The 13290-nt window shown below is 66.3% G+C and carries 10 protein-coding genes; 6 read left to right on the forward strand and 4 right to left on the reverse strand.

Features of this window, described 5'->3' with window-relative positions; genetic code table 11:
• Nucleotides 1-35: 35 nt before the first annotated feature.
• Complete coding sequence (locus tag H6A15_RS02375) at nt 36-2411, reverse strand: heavy metal translocating P-type ATPase (RefSeq protein WP_204672096.1); 2376 nt, start codon at nt 2409-2411, stop codon at nt 36-38.
• 173 nt (nt 2412-2584) lie between these two features.
• Here H6A15_RS02375 and H6A15_RS02380 point away from each other — a divergent pair, with 173 nt between their 5' ends.
• Nucleotides 2585-2839: a DNA-binding protein gene (locus tag H6A15_RS02380; RefSeq protein WP_204672097.1), complete on the forward strand. Its 255-nt coding sequence runs from the start codon at nt 2585-2587 to the stop codon at nt 2837-2839.
• 545 nt (nt 2840-3384) lie between these two features.
• On the forward strand, nt 3385-5265 hold the full coding sequence (locus H6A15_RS02385; RefSeq protein WP_204672098.1) for a DEAD/DEAH box helicase: 1881 nt from the start codon (nt 3385-3387) through the stop codon (nt 5263-5265).
• 144 nt (nt 5266-5409) lie between these two features.
• Here the strand turns inward: H6A15_RS02385 and H6A15_RS02390 are convergent, their stop codons facing one another.
• The 3 genes from H6A15_RS02390 to H6A15_RS02400 all read right to left on the reverse strand — a co-directional run bounded on the left by H6A15_RS02390 (nt 5410) and on the right by H6A15_RS02400 (nt 8468).
• Complete coding sequence (locus H6A15_RS02390) at nt 5410-6180, reverse strand: amino acid ABC transporter ATP-binding protein (protein WP_239462289.1); 771 nt, start codon at nt 6178-6180, stop codon at nt 5410-5412.
• Nucleotides 6177-7499: an amino acid ABC transporter permease gene (locus H6A15_RS02395; protein ID WP_342635793.1), complete on the reverse strand. Its 1323-nt coding sequence runs from the start codon at nt 7497-7499 to the stop codon at nt 6177-6179. Before H6A15_RS02395 ends, H6A15_RS02390 begins: the two co-directional genes overlap by 4 nt.
• 123 nt (nt 7500-7622) lie before the next feature.
• A complete protein-coding gene (locus H6A15_RS02400; protein ID WP_204672099.1) occupies nt 7623-8468 on the reverse strand; it encodes an ABC transporter substrate-binding protein in 846 nt (281 codons plus the stop codon).
• Nucleotides 8469-8892: 424 nt separating this feature from the next.
• Between H6A15_RS02400 and H6A15_RS02405 the strand changes: the two genes are divergently transcribed.
• The 4 genes from H6A15_RS02405 (at nt 8893) to fucO (ending at nt 13177) form a co-directional block, all read left to right on the forward strand.
• Entirely contained in the window at nt 8893-9117 is a 225-nt protein-coding gene (locus H6A15_RS02405) for a type II toxin-antitoxin system RelB/DinJ family antitoxin (protein ID WP_204672100.1), read from the forward strand.
• Nucleotides 9118-9131: 14 nt separating this feature from the next.
• The gene (locus H6A15_RS02410; protein WP_204672101.1) at nt 9132-10247 is read left to right on the forward strand and encodes a CPBP family intramembrane glutamic endopeptidase; all 1116 of its coding nucleotides are present in this window, start codon (nt 9132-9134) and stop codon (nt 10245-10247) included.
• Nucleotides 10248-10309: 62 nt separating this feature from the next.
• The gene (locus H6A15_RS02415; protein ID WP_204672102.1) at nt 10310-11728 is read left to right on the forward strand and encodes a threonine/serine ThrE exporter family protein; all 1419 of its coding nucleotides are present in this window, start codon (nt 10310-10312) and stop codon (nt 11726-11728) included.
• 288 nt (nt 11729-12016) lie between these two features.
• The gene (gene fucO, locus H6A15_RS02420) at nt 12017-13177 is read left to right on the forward strand and encodes a lactaldehyde reductase (protein WP_204672103.1); all 1161 of its coding nucleotides are present in this window, start codon (nt 12017-12019) and stop codon (nt 13175-13177) included.
• Nucleotides 13178-13290 lie beyond the last annotated feature (113 nt).

The raw sequence follows: 13290 nt of genomic DNA on the forward strand, positions 1-13290 counted from the left end.
GCCGAGACGTGCGGCCCGGGAACAGGTCTATGTTCTCACACCGCGGAGGATTCGGATGCGATGCGGCTGGTGGCCTTGGGCCTGAAGCCGCGCAGCCTGAGGGCGTTGGTCACCACGCACACGCTCGACAGGCTCATGGCCGCCGCGCCGAACATGGGTGAGAGCTGCCAGCCGAGAAGCGGGTAGAACACCCCTGCTGCAAGCGGGATGCCGCAGGCGTTGTAGAACAGCGCCCAGAACAGGTCCTGCTTGATGTTGCGGATCACCGCACGTGACAGCTCGATGGCGCGTGCGACATCGAGGAGGTCGCTGCGCATGAGCACCACGTCGGCTCCCTCCTTGGCGATGTCGGCGCCGGTGCCGATGGCAAGCCCCACGTCGGCGCGGGCGAGTGCGGGGGAATCGTTGATGCCGTCTCCCACCATGGCAACGCGTGCCCCGCCATCCTGCAGCTCCCGCACCTGGCGCTCTTTGTCGGCAGGCATGACGTCTGCGATGACGCGGGTGACGCCCACGCGCCGGGCGATGGCCTCTGCCGTGAGGCGGTTGTCGCCCGTGAGCATGACGGTCTCCACGCCCAGCTCGCCAAGCGCGCGGATCGCGGCGGCGCTCGTGGGCTTCACCTCGTCTGCTACGGCGATGGTGCCGGCGAGCCGTCCGTTGCGGGCAAAGAAGAGCGGCGTCTTCCCGTCGCGTGCAAACGCCTCGAGCTCGTCCGCGGGAACCTCGATGCCGAGCTCGGCCATGAGCTGCGCGTTGCCGGCGGCGATGGGGTTCGCTCCTTCGCGGGCGACGACGCCTCGCCCGGGAACCGCCTGGAAGTCCTCGACGACGCGTCCAACGACGCCCATCTCGTCGGCGCGCGCCATGATCGCCTCGGCAAGCGGGTGCTCGCTCTTGCGCTCGAGGGCCGCGGCGAGCTTCATGAGGGCGCGCTCGCTCATGACCGGCTTGCCGTCGGCGCCTCGGGCGGGCAGCACGTCGGTTACGGCGGGGCGGCCTTGGGTGACCGTTCCCGTCTTGTCGAGCACCACGGTCTTGACGTTGTGCAGGGTCTCCAGGGCCTCGGCGCTCTTAAAAAGCACGCCCATCTCCGCCCCCTTGCCCGTGCCCACCATGATGGCCACGGGGGTGGCCAGGCCCAGGGCGCAGGGGCAGCTGATGACGACGACGGCGACGGCGGCGGTAAGCGCGTGGTTCACGTCGCCGGTCGCGACCATCCAGGCCGCGAACGTGACGGCTGCGACGACCAGCACTGCCGGCACGAAGATGCCGGCCACCTTGTCGGCAAGGCGCGCGATGGGTGCCTTGGTCGCGTTGGCATCCTCCACCAGGCGGATGATTTTTGCCAAGTTGGTGTCGCCTCCGACGCGGGTGGCGCGGAACGTGAACGAACCGGTTCGATTTATGGTGGCGGCGCTTACGGTGTCGCCCGGCGCCTTCTCGACGGGAATCGACTCGCCGGTGAGGGCGCTTTCATCTACGGCGGACGTTCCCTCGAGCACCACGCCGTCAACGGGGACCGCTTCGCCGGGGCGGACGAGCACGGTCTGCCCCAGCTGGATGTCGTCGACATCGACCACGGACTCTGCGCCGGCGGAATCCACGACGGTCGCCGTCTTGGGGGCGAGATCGATCAGCTTTTCGATGGCGCCGCCCGTCTTGGACTTGCTGCGCGTTTCCAGATACTTGCCCACGGTGACAAGGGTGAGGATGGTGCCGGCGCTTTCGAAGTACAGGTTGTCCATGGCGATCATGTGCGCCGCGTGCACCGACTCAGGGGTGCCTCCCGCCAAGGCGTCTGCCATGAGAAACATCGCATAGACCGACCATGCGACGCTTGCGGTCGCCCCGATGGCGATGAGGGCGTCCATGGTCGGGGCGCCGTGGAAGAGCGACTTGAAGCCTCCGGTAAAATACGCCCGGTTCATATAGAGGATGGGCAGCAGCAGCATGAGCTCGGTCAGGGCGAGCGTCATGGCGTGGGTGCCGTCGGTGAAAAGCGATGGCAGCGGCCAGCCCAGCATGTGTCCCATTCCGATATAGAACAGCGGAACCAGAAAGACGATCGAGGTCACCAGACGGGTTTTCATCGACTGCGCCTGTGCCTCGAGCTTCTTGGTGGGGGACTCCATCTTTGCGGCGCCCCTTCGCGCGCCTCTGCCCGCGCCCCCGACGCTGCCCGCGTCCCCCGTCGCTCCGGCGGGGGCGGCGGAATAGCCGGCGCGATCGACTGCGGCGCAGATCTCGTCGTCGGTCAGCCTTGATTCGTCGAAGTCTACAGCCATCGACCCAGAGAGCAGGTTCACCGCAACGCCCTCCACGCCGGGCAGCTTGCAAACCGCCTTTTCAACGTGGGCTTGGCATGCGGCGCACGTCATGCCGCCGACGTCAAACGTTTCGTGAGCCATGCGTGCCTCCTTTCATAGCGATGACGTCACGCACATGTCTTAATGATGTCGCGTGACGACGTCATGTTCCACCACCATCCTATACCCCCACCCCCTGGGGGTGTCAAGTACCTGATTCTCCCTCTCTACGTTTGGGGTATCAGCAGGATATAGGACCAACGAAAGGGGTCGAAATGGGATTCTTCTCCGAGTTCTCCAAGGCGGTCAAGGGCGATGAGGCGGGGGATCGGTACATGGTCGCAGGAAAAGGCGTCACCTGCCCCCACTGCGGGGGCACGCGGTTCATCGAGGGCTCTGCCCTTCTGGACTCGCGCGGGTCGTCCCTCTTCGGCGTCGAATGGGCGGGGGACTCTGCCGTGACGCTCACCTGCACGAGCTGCGGCCATGTTGACTGGTTTGCCGACGAAGGGCTTGTCGAGAGGCAGTAGGCCTCCCGCCCCCGGTGTGATGCCTGACGTTCTCGGTGTGATGTCTGCCGCCCCCACACTTCTTATGCAGACTGGCCGCATCCGCAAGCTTTCTTTAGCAGAATGGACGCTAAGACCTCGAAAAAGGGTCCTGAGCGTCCATTTTGCAATAGAGGCTTCTTCTGAGCGGCCATTCTGCAATAGAAGTTCCTGGTGACGTCCGTTGTGCAGCGGAAGTTCGCGCCGAGCCCTGTCGGCTCACGCCTGGATGGGTGCGCGTCCAAGGGCCGACGAGCCAATCCTCATCCATCCGCCATGCGCCGCCCTTTTTTGGGGCCTGGGCTGCCCGCCAAGAACGAGCCGGCATAAGGCCGTGTTCTTTGCGTGCAGGGGACTGCTCTGCCCGTATACTTGCTTGCGGCGGAACTGCTCTATCGCGTCTTGTTCGTCCCGGGTCACGGGGCGTGTCGCGATCCGCCCCGACCAATGCTGACGTTTATCGAAGATATGCTACGCGGCAGGCGCTGTGGAACGCTTGCGCCGTGTGCGGAACGGAACTACCAGATATGTCAACAACCGAAAGCCTCGCGACCGCTTCTTCCGAGGGCCCGGTCGAAGAGACGACCCTTGCTGTCGAAACGGCGGGGGAGGAGAGGTCCGGGGAGCCGGGCACGACGGACGGTCCCGGCTTTGCCGATCTCGGCCTCTCCGAGACCGTGCTCAAGGCGGTGCGCGACCTGCGCTACAGCTCTCCGACGCCCGTTCAGGCTGCCGCCATTCCGGCTGTGCTCGAGGGGCGCGACCTGCTGGCCGCCGCCCAGACGGGCACCGGCAAGACGGCGGCCTTCTTGCTGCCGACGCTCAACAACCTGGGCCATGTGGTGCGCCCGGGCCGCGATCGCAAGCGTGCGCGCGGCCGCGGACCCCTCATGCTCATCATCACCCCGACGCGCGAGCTCGCCCAGCAGATCGACGAGGTGTGCGCCAAGATCGCCGCGCGTACCCGCCACATCGCGGTGACCGTTGTGGGCGGCGTGGGCTACAACCCCCAGCGCAGCGCCTTGAAGCGCGGCTGCGACGTGCTCGTGGCCACGCCCGGCCGCCTCGTCGACCTCATCGAGCAGGGGGCGTGCCACCTGGACGAGGTCTCGGTGCTCGTGCTCGACGAGGCCGATCGCATGCTCGACATGGGCTTCTTGCCCCAGGTGCGGCGCATCGTCGACCAGACGCCCGCCGAGCGCCAGACCCTGCTGTTCTCGGCGACGCTCGACGAGAAGGCGGTGGGCTCCATCACCGATCTTGTGGACGACCCCGCCCGCGTGGAGATTGCGCCGGCGACGTCCACGGCGGACACGGTCGACCAGTATGTGCTGCCGGTGTCCCTGGAGGCGAAAAACGCCCTGCTCGCCCAAGTGCTCAAGAAAGAGGGCGCGAGCCGCGTCATCGTGTTCTGCCGTACCAAGCATCGCGCCGACGCCTGCTGCAGGCGCCTCGGCCGCGCCGGCATCTCGGCGGCGCCCATCCATGGCGATCGCACCCAGGCGCAGCGCGAGCGCGCGTTGAAGGCCTTCCGCAACGGGGAGACCGACGTGCTCGTGGCGACCGACGTGCTGTCCCGCGGCATCGACATCAGCGACGTGCGCTACGTCGTGAACTTCGACGTGCCCGTCGAGCCGACCGACTACATCCATCGCATCGGCCGTACGGGCCGGGCGGGCGAGCTGGGCTGGGCGCTCACCTTCGTGACGAGCCAGGACGTCTCGGAGTTCTACGCCATCGAGGGCCTCATGAAAAAGACGGCTGACATCTATGATGCGGACGGCCTTGAGCTGGGCGAGGAGCCGCCGACGGTCGATCCGGACCGCGTGCCGGGTCGTCTGGTCGCCAAGCGCAAGACCAAGCGCGGCAAGTCGACCTCGAAGCGCCGTCGCGGCGGCTCGTCTGCCGGACGCGGAGAGGGCGAGCGCGCGTCCCGTCCGGCACGCCCCAAGCGCGCGGGCAGGACGCGCGTGCGCGAAGAGGTTGCTGGTGCTGCGGAGCCTGCATCCCGTCAGGAGGGCGCGGCCCCGTCTGCCGAGCCGACGCGCGGCGCGGACCACGGCAACTGGTCGCGCCACGATGCCCGCCGCGCCCGCGAGGGGGCGGCTGACGCCGAACGCGGCCGCCGCCTTGAGCGGTCCTCTCGCGCGGGGGCGGAGCGCGGCACGTCGGGCAAGCGCGCCGGGGGCAAGCGTGGCGCCGAGCCGTCCGAGCGGCGCGGTCGCGGCGGCAAGAGGCCGCAGGAGCGTGCGCAGCACGATTGGCGCAACAGCGATCTTCCCGAAGAGCGCGGGCGTCGCGGCGGGCGCGCAGGCCGCCCGGCCGCGCGTGACGGCAAGGGCGATCGCGCCGGTCGAGGCGCCGCACGCCAGTCCACCCGCCGGCCGGGAGACCGCGGCGGAAAGTAGGGGCTGCGGGCCATGCCTTGGGCGCCCATGCGCCCGCATCGAGTGATTGATGCGGGCGGCCGGCATGCCATCTCATGCAGACGGGCCCTCGGACTACATGTCCGAGGGCCCGTCTCTCGTTTGCGTGCCGCTGTGCCGCCAGGCCTAGCCGGTGACCTGTCCGATGAAGGCGCGGGTGCGCTCGCTCTTGGGATGTTCGAAGAGCTGCTCGGGCGCGCCGTCCTCCACGACCACGCCGCCTTCCATGAAGATGACGCGGTCGGCGACGTCGCGCGCAAAGCTCATCTCGTGCGTGACCACCACCATGGTCATGCCGCCCTGCGCCAGCTCGCGCATGACGTCGAGCACCCCGCGGACCAGCTCGGGGTCGAGCGCGCTCGTCGCCTCGTCGAACAGCATCACGTGGGGCTCCATGGAGAGCGCGCGGGCGATGGCGACGCGCTGCTGCTGGCCGCCGGAGAGCTCGTCGGGATAGTAGTCGGAGCGCTCTGCCAGGCCCACGCGCTCAAGCTCTTTGAGCGCGATGCGGCGCGCCTCCGCGCGCGGGCGCTTCAGCACCTTTTCCTGGGCGAGCATGACGTTGTGCACGGCGTCGAGGTGGGGGAACAGGTTGAACTGCTGGAACACCATGCCCATGCGCTTGCGCACGTCGTTCACATCGGTCTTCGCGGCACAGATGTCCTGCCCCTCGAAGATGATCTTGCCCGAGGTGGGCTGCTCGAGACGATTGAGGCACCTCAGTAGCGTCGACTTGCCGGAACCCGATGGGCCCAGCACTACGACGACCTCGCCCTTGCGGATGTCGAGCGAGATGCCGTTGAGCACCTTCGTCTCGCCAAAGCTCTTGTGCAGGTCGAAAACCTTGATGATCGGCTCGCCCTCAGACGGCGGGGCCGGCGTCGTGGTCTTGCTCATCGGGCTGCCACCTCCTTTTCGGCGCCTGCGGCTTCGGGCGCATGCGCATGACGCTTGCTTCTGCGGTGCCCGCGCAGGCGATCTTCAAGCACGCGCGTGATGCGCGAGAGCGGCAGGGTGATCACCAGGTAGAAGAGCGCGGCGACGATATAGGGCGTGATCGAGCCCGTCGAGGCGACGATGGTGCGCGCGTACATGACGAGCTCCATGACGCCGACGGCGGCGAGCAGCGAGGAGTCCTTGTACAGCGTGATGAACTCGTTGGTGAGGTTGGGAATCACGTTGCGGAACATCTGCGGGAAGATGACGAAGAGCATGGTCTGAAAGCCGTTCATGCCCAGCGAGCGCGCCGCCTCGGTCTGCCCCTTGTTGATGGATTGGATGCCGGCGCGGAAGATCTCGCACATATAGGCGCCCGAGTTGAGCATGAGCACGATGACGCCCAGCGGGAAGTTGGGAATCTGGATGCCGGCAAGCGGCAGGCCGAAGAAGGCGACATAGATCTGCAGGAAGAGCGGCGTTCCGCGCATGAGGTTCACATAGGTGGTGGCGATGCCGCGCCACAGGAAGAACTTCGAGAGACGCATGAGCGCCAGGACGAGCGCGAGGGGAATGCCGAGCGGGAAGGCGAGGGCGACGACGCCCACCGACATGAAGAAGCCGTTGAGGACCACCGGGAAGCTCGTCACCAGGACCGTGGGGTCCAAGAACAGGTGCAGGAAGGTGTTGGAGTTCCACGCCTGGACCCATTCCTGCTGCTCGAGCCATTGCGAGAGCGCCTCCGGCCCGGTGATTCCCACGACGGTGATCTGGGGGATGCCGTCTATCTCATGCTCTGAGCCATCGGCGAGCGTGTAGGTGGCGCCCACCTGCATGTCGCCGCCCTCCTGGGGGAAGTAGACGTCGTAGATGATGATGTTCAGGTGGCCTGCCTGGGAGAGGGGCGCATCAAAATCGAAGATGATGTCTTGGCCGTCGGTCGAGAGGTCGTAGGCGACCTCGTTGCGCGTCATGAGGTCGTCGCCGGTAAGCAGGGTCACGTTGAGGTCGTCCGTGCCGAAGGAGGTCCCATCGGGCACGTGGACCACCAGCTGGTCGACCCCCTCGCCCTCGTCAACGGTCGTCTCGAGGGTGATGCGCGACTGGGTTGCTCCTTGGATGGCGGTGGGGTCGTCGTCCGAATTGGGGCGGCCGGTGCAGCGCACCACCTGCATGGCCTCGGCAGCCTGGGGCGGCAGCGCGAGCCAGACGCAGCAGCTTGCCAGGCATGCCAGCGCGAGCGATAGCGCCACCGCCGCACGTTTGGGTAGGGTTCTCACGGTTTGACCTCGCTTACAGATACGCAGATACAAATGAGACGACTTCCGGCGAAGCGGCGTGCGGCCCCTTCTCGTCGCCGAGGAGGGGCCGCGCCATGTCAGATGCGCCTTATGAGGGGAAGTTTAGCCCATGTTGGCAGCGATGAGCTCATCGATCGTGCCGTCCTCCTGAAGCTTGGCGAGCGCGTCGTTGATGGCCGCCAGAAGCTCGGGGTTGTCCTTGGAAACGGCGATGGCGTACTCCTCGCCGGTGGCGGAGGTCAAGATCACATGCTGGTCGGTGTAGGCGCCGGCGAGCATCTGCTGGACCACGGCGCTGTTGCCGCACACCGCGTCGGCCTGGCCGGAGGCGACGGCTGCGAAGGCGTCGGTGAAGTTGGGGAAGGGCAGGATCTCGGCGTTGGGATAGTTCTCGGCGGCGAAGTCCGCGCCGGTGGAGCCGCTCTGGACGGCGATGGTGATCTCGGCGGAGTTGAGCGCCTCGGCGGCGTTGTCCTCCGTGAGCTCGGTGTTGCTGGACAGCGTCGCTACGGCCTGGTTGTCAACGTAGTACGGGTCGGTGAAGTCGACCTGCTCCTCGCGCTCGGGGGTGATGGAGATGCCCGAGAGGCCGGCGTCGGCCTGGCCGCCGGCGACGATGGCGGGCACGATGCCGTCGAAGTCGATGTTGGTGTACTCGCACTCAAGGCCGAGCTCCTCGGCGATGGCGCGGCCGAGGTCCATGTCGAGGCCCACGTACTCGCCGTTCTCCAGGTTCTCGAACGGCGGATAGTCGGGCGAGGTGGCAAAGGTGAGGGCGCCGTCGGTCACGAGTTCATAGCTGCCGTCGCTCTCGGCGGGGGCGGAGCCGCCGGTGGATCCCGTGGACGCGGGGGTGCCGCCGCAGGCGGCGAGTCCGAGCGCTGCGGCGAGCGCGACGGTTGCGACGCCCGCCTGCGGGAGAAGCTTCTTCAGCTGCAGGTTCTTCATGATCTCTCCTTCATGTATGCCGGCGCGGGGCCTTGTCTGCCATCCCCCAGATGGCATGCCCCAAATATGCGGATGCGTCGGGCGCTTACAGTTGAAGGTTAGTATCGCATGTTTTTCACTAAATGCAATAAAAAGGCCATGTTTATTCATCTGTAACAGTATCGAAGCAAAAAGTTTGCATCGAAAACGATGTATAGGCGAGGGATGTTTATTCGCTATCCAGTATGAAGATCGAGCTTGAAAGACGCCTGCGTCTCCGGTATAGTGATTGCGGGGGTATAACTAAGTAATACTAAGTAATACCAACGTCACATAACCACAGCAGTGGCCGCGCCTCTCAGCGGGCGATTTCGATCGGGTAGTGCAACATGCCCAATGGTCGGCGGGGCCTCAAACGCAGCACCAACGTTTCTGTGAGGAAACCATGACGGAACATATGACCCCGGTCGTCGCGAAGGTCTTGCCCGAAGAGAAGGCGGCCTTCGCGACGGCGACCCGTCGCGTGGGAACCACGCCGTCGAACGCCATACGCATGTTCATCGCCGCATTCAACCGATGCGGCACCTTCCCCTTCGACATATCGCCTGCGGGCGCGTTTGGACCGGGCGGTTCCGAGGAGAAGCCGCGGGACGTGTCGACGGCGGCATGAGGCAAGGAGGCGACATGGGAGCAGAGGGTGTCGCGCGGCGCATCGCGCGGGGCATGGGATGGGTCGCCGCCTGTCTAGGCGTCGTGATTGCCTATCTGGGGGTCAACGTGGCGGCCATTCTGCTCACCGAGCCCTTGTGCATCGTGCTGGGGCGGGCCACCTCTTCGGCCCTCGGCATGGACGTCGTTGCCGCTGCCGACTTGTATCTCAGCCTCTTCGTGCAGCTGCTGTCGCTTCTCACCTTTGCCCTCTGGTGGCGTCGCCTCCGGCCGTGCTCGTTTCTCTCTGCCCGCTACGGGGCGTGCAGCGCGTCTGCTGGCGCATGGGCGCGTCGCGTCGCGGGCATCGTCCTTGTGGGCGTCGCGGTGCAGCTGCTCATCGCCATCGCGCTCTCGCTGGTATGGCTCTTCGTTCCCGAGGTCATTGACGGTTACTCGGAGCTGATGGAAGACTCGGGGTCCACCTCGTTCAACATCTTGTCGGTCGCTGTGGTCGCCTTGGGCGCCCCGGTGGTCGAGGAGCTGACATGCCGCGGCGTGATGATGGAGTTTGCGCTTCGAGCAGTGTGCCCCGAGTGGCGGCCGCGCTGGCTGCGCAAGAAGAAGCGCCCCGCATCCCCCATGCCGGCCGCCGCCCCAGAGAGCGGCGATGCGGCGACGGCGTCCTCGAAGGACGGGCAAGAGGGGGCTGTCGCGGAGCCCGTCTCCTCCGCGCCGGCCTTGGGGGCGGCTGCGACGTCGAGGGCTGCCGCCCTTGAGCCTTCCCGGCCCGCTCCCTCCGTACCCGTCTCATGGAGGCGCTTCGCCGCCGCGGCGACGATCCAGGCGGCGATCTTCGCGCTGCTGCACGGGAACCTGGTCCAGAGCTCCTATGCATTTGTGGTCGGCTTGCTGTTTGCGGTGGTGGTGTGGCGCACGGGGAGCCTGGCTGACGGCATGATCCTGCATGCGGCCATCAACCTTTCGTCGTATTTCATGTCGGATTTCGTCGCGCTCCTCTCGATGGTGGCGGAGGCGCTCGTCTTCGTGGTGCCGGTCATCTTCCTGGTCGTCGGCTTTCGCCTGTTTTGGGATGCGACGGCGCCCCGGACGCATCGCGGCGCCGACGACGCCTCCTCGACGTTGGGATAGGATAGAAAGACAGCTCGTTCGCGGCCGACGCCGCCTGTCCGCACGTTCGAAAGCGAGATCGCATGTCTTCGCACGACGACCACTCAACCAGCCGCCTGCCGCACACCGCCGCCGGCATCCACGAGGCGCTCAGCATGGCTCGGCCCCACCGGGCCCGGCATACCCACGTGCCGCATCATTCGCACATGCCGGTCAAGTGGCACGAGGTGCTCGATAGGGCGGACCTTCCCGCATCTCAGGCAGGCCTTGCCGACAAGTCGTCGGTCATCTGCCGCGCGGGGCTGCTGCTGTTGGGCGGCGGGGCGAGCACGTGGCGCGTGCGCGAGGCCATGAACACGGTCGCACGCGTGCTGGGGGTCACCTGCTCGGTGGACGTGAGCCTGACGTCGATCGAGTGCACCTGCTACGACGATTCTGGGTCGTTTTCCGAGATCGTGAACCTGCCGACCACCGGAGTGAACACTGAGCGCATCTGGTATATGGAGAAGTTCGTGCGAGAGGTCAGGGTGTTGGGGCACGAGCTCACCGTGGGGCAGCTTCACGGGCTGCTCGACAAGGTCGAGCACGAGCGGGGGCATTATGCGCCCTGGCAGGTGGCGCTCGCCGCCGCCGCCGCCTGCGCGGCGTTCGTCTTCTTGCTGGGGGGCGGACCGATCGAGATGGGGTGCGCCTTTGTGGGGGCGGGCCTCGGCAACCTGGTGCGCAGGCTCATGATCGACCGCCATCTCACCCATTTTGCCTGCATCGGGGCGGGCGTGGCGACGGCGTGCCTGGTGTACCTCGGGTCGCTCTGGCTGCTATCGCTTGCCGTGCCCGGCGCCATGGAGCACGAGGCGGGCTATATCGGCGCCATGCTCTTTGTGATTCCCGGATTCCCGCTCATCACGAGCGGCCTCGACATCGCGAAGCTCGACCTGCGCGCGGGCATCGAGCGCATGGTGTATGCCTGCTCGGTCATCGTGGTGGCGACGCTCGTGGCATGGCTCGTGGCCTCGGTGGTTCAGCTGCGGCCCGACGATTTCACCCCGCTCGGCCTCGACCCCGCGATGCTTCTCGCCTTGAGGGCATTGGCGAGCTTCATCGGCGTCTTCGGATTCTCGATGCTGTTCAACTCGCCCTTTAACATGGCGGCGACCGCGGGCGTGGTGGGCGCTATCGCCAACACCGCCCGGCTCACCCTTGTGGACGCCGTGGCCATGCCGCCTGAGGCGGCGGCGTTTCTCGGGGCGCTCATGGCCGGTCTTCTGGCGTCGCTCGCCGGCATGCGCACGGGCTTTCCGCGCATCTCGATCACCGTTCCCTCGATCGTGATCATGGTTCCCGGCCTGTACATGTATCGCGCCGTCTATTACATGGGCGCCTTCGAGACGCTCGACGCCATGGAATGGATCGTGCGCGCGGTGATGATCGTGCTGTTTTTGCCCATGGGGCTTGCCCTGGCGCGCATGCTCACCGACCGCGAGTGGCGGCATTGCAGCTAGAGGGGCGCTTTCGGCGCGACGTCGCCGCGGGCCGCGTCGTGGCTTGCGTAGCGGCAGCGCTGCGCGATGCGTTCTCGGGCAGGGCCCTGCCTTGACCGGGCGTGCCCGCCGATGCGGGGCGGCTTCGAATGGGGGCGGAGGGCCCCGGGTGCCGTCTTTAGAAAAACACCCTTGCAAGTTGTTACATTTTGTCCTCGCTCGGTTGCATAATCTGGGTATGTCCGGTACGGCGTCCGTCGCCACAAGGCGCGGCTCCGCCCGTAAGCCATGTCGAGGCAAGGAGGCCCCATGTCCAATCGAATCGTTCTCAACACCATCTCCTACCATGGCTCTGGCGCCATCAAGGAGATTCCTGGAGAGCTTGAGCGCCGCGGCTTCAAGAAGGTCTTCGTGTGCTCCGATCCCGATTTGGTGAAGTTTGGCGTCACCGCCAAGGTGACCGACCTGCTCGACGAGGCCGGCATCGCCTGGGAGCTCTATTCCGAGATCAAGCCCAACCCCACCATCAAGAACGTGCAGGACGGCGTTGCGGCGTTCAAGGCGGCAGAGGCCGATTCGATCGTGACCATCGGCGGCGGCTCCTCCATGGATACCGCGAAGGCCATCGGCATCATCATCAACAACCCCGAGTTCGCTGACGTGCGCTCGCTCGAGGGCGTCGCCCCCACCAAGAACCATGCCGTGTTCACCATCGCCGTGCCCACCACCGCCGGCACCGCGGCAGAGGTGACCATCAACTACGTCATCACCGACCCCGAGAAGGTGCGCAAGTTCGTGTGCGTCGACACCAACGACGCCCCCGAGGTCGCGGTCGTCGACCCCGACATGATGGCAAGCATGCCTGCAAGCCTCACCGCCGCGACGGGCATGGACGCGCTCACGCATGCCATCGAGGGCTACACCACCAAGGGCGCCTGGGAGCTCACCGACATGTTCCATCTGAAGGCGATCGAGCTCATTGCCAAGAACCTGCGCGACGCCGTGGCCGAGGCCAAGAGCGGCAAGCCGGGCAGCGGCCGCGAGGGCATGGCGCTCGCCCAGTACATCGCCGGCATGGGCTTCTCCAACGTCGGCCTCGGCATCGACCACGCCATGGCGCACACGCTCTCCGCGCACTATGACACGCCGCACGGCGTTGCCTGCGCGATGCTGCTGCCCATCGCCATGGAGTTCAACAAGCCCGTCGTCGCCGAGCGCCTGGCCGAGGTCGCCGTCGCCATGGGCGTGAACACCGAGGGCATGACCACCGACGAGGCTGCCGACGCTGCCATCGATGCGGTGCGCCAGCTTTCTGCCGACGTCGAGATTCCGCAGGTCTGCGAGGCCATCAAGGCCGACGAGCTCGACCAGATCGCCGACGACGCCCTGGCGGATGCCTGCTACCCCGGCAACCCGCGCGACGCCGACCATGACACGGTCGTCGAGCTGTTCCGCAAGATCATGGCGTAATGGACCTCATCGCGTCATAAGCTAGACGTCAGGACCGCCTGACGCCTCGGCGCCCCAAGTGCCCTGCTCGCTGCCTATTCGTCGGGCGCATCGTTGATGCGCGCCCTCGTCAC

Source organism: Enorma phocaeensis, assembly GCF_016901575.1.
GTDB lineage: Bacteria > Actinomycetota > Coriobacteriia > Coriobacteriales > Coriobacteriaceae > Limicola > Limicola phocaeensis_A.

Excerpts from the sequence above, each read along its gene's own strand:
- H6A15_RS02375 (WP_204672096.1), bottom strand. The coding sequence starts at position 2,411 with ATGGCTCACGAAACGTTTGACGTCGGCGGCATGACGTGCGCCGCATGC.
- H6A15_RS02380 (WP_204672097.1), top strand. The coding sequence starts at position 2,585 with ATGGGATTCTTCTCCGAGTTCTCCAAGGCGGTCAAGGGCGATGAGGCG.
- H6A15_RS02385 (WP_204672098.1), top strand. The coding sequence starts at position 3,385 with ATGTCAACAACCGAAAGCCTCGCGACCGCTTCTTCCGAGGGCCCGGTC.
- H6A15_RS02390 (WP_239462289.1), bottom strand. The coding sequence starts at position 6,180 with ATGAGCAAGACCACGACGCCGGCCCCGCCGTCTGAGGGCGAGCCGATC.
- H6A15_RS02400 (WP_204672099.1), bottom strand. The coding sequence starts at position 8,468 with ATGAAGAACCTGCAGCTGAAGAAGCTTCTCCCGCAGGCGGGCGTCGCA.
- H6A15_RS02405 (WP_204672100.1), top strand. The coding sequence starts at position 8,893 with ATGACGGAACATATGACCCCGGTCGTCGCGAAGGTCTTGCCCGAAGAG.
- H6A15_RS02410 (WP_204672101.1), top strand. The coding sequence starts at position 9,132 with ATGGGAGCAGAGGGTGTCGCGCGGCGCATCGCGCGGGGCATGGGATGG.
- H6A15_RS02415 (WP_204672102.1), top strand. The coding sequence starts at position 10,310 with ATGTCTTCGCACGACGACCACTCAACCAGCCGCCTGCCGCACACCGCC.
- fucO (WP_204672103.1), top strand. The coding sequence starts at position 12,017 with ATGTCCAATCGAATCGTTCTCAACACCATCTCCTACCATGGCTCTGGC.